Source organism: Hydrogenobaculum sp., from assembly GCF_049967395.1.
Classification (GTDB): domain Bacteria; phylum Aquificota; class Aquificia; order Aquificales; family Aquificaceae; genus Hydrogenobaculum.
In genome coordinates, this window is sequence record NZ_JBMFST010000137.1 from 1 (window position 1) to 513 (window position 513).

Here is a 513-nt window from a genome sequence, read left to right on the forward strand (position 1 = left end):
GTTGTGTTTTTCTGTGTCTAACACTCTTATGTTTTCTAAATCAAGATGTTTGGCTAGTGTTGGCTCGTAGGCTTGTAAGAATGTTTTTATGTTATCAGGATTTTTCATAATTAGCTTAAAAAGAGCATCTGAAGATTGGATGTTTCTTAACTCTTCAATGTCTTTTAAATGCTCTGGTAAGTTTTCTTTTTCTTTCATAGGAAGATTATAGCAGAGCTTATTTTACTAGTCCTATACATCGTTCATATCTACCATAAAACATAACAGAAAATTGGATAGTTATTTGATATCACAATTGTTTAATTTATTATCAAAAGAAAACACTTGATATCGTTTACTATAAGCACATAGAATACAATCTACAAAATCTAAATTTCTTGATCTAAATATTTCAAGAGCCGATATTGTTTGCTCATAGTCTTGAACTTCAACACCTTTTAGGCTTAAAAGTTTTATCAATATATCAACTATAATATCCTTATCTACTTTATAAAGCTTTAATAAGACATATAC

General features: G+C 28.1%; 2 protein-coding genes. Both read right to left on the reverse strand.

The genetic code is table 11. The features are described from left to right. Positions 1-198 (reverse strand): hypothetical protein (locus tag ACP5S8_RS08565; protein ID WP_461876514.1); only part of this gene is annotated, 198 nt, incomplete at its 3' end. 81 nt (positions 199-279) lie between these two features. Further along, the coding region (locus tag ACP5S8_RS08570) for a hypothetical protein (protein WP_461876515.1) at positions 280-513 on the reverse strand (234 nt) is incomplete at its 5' end.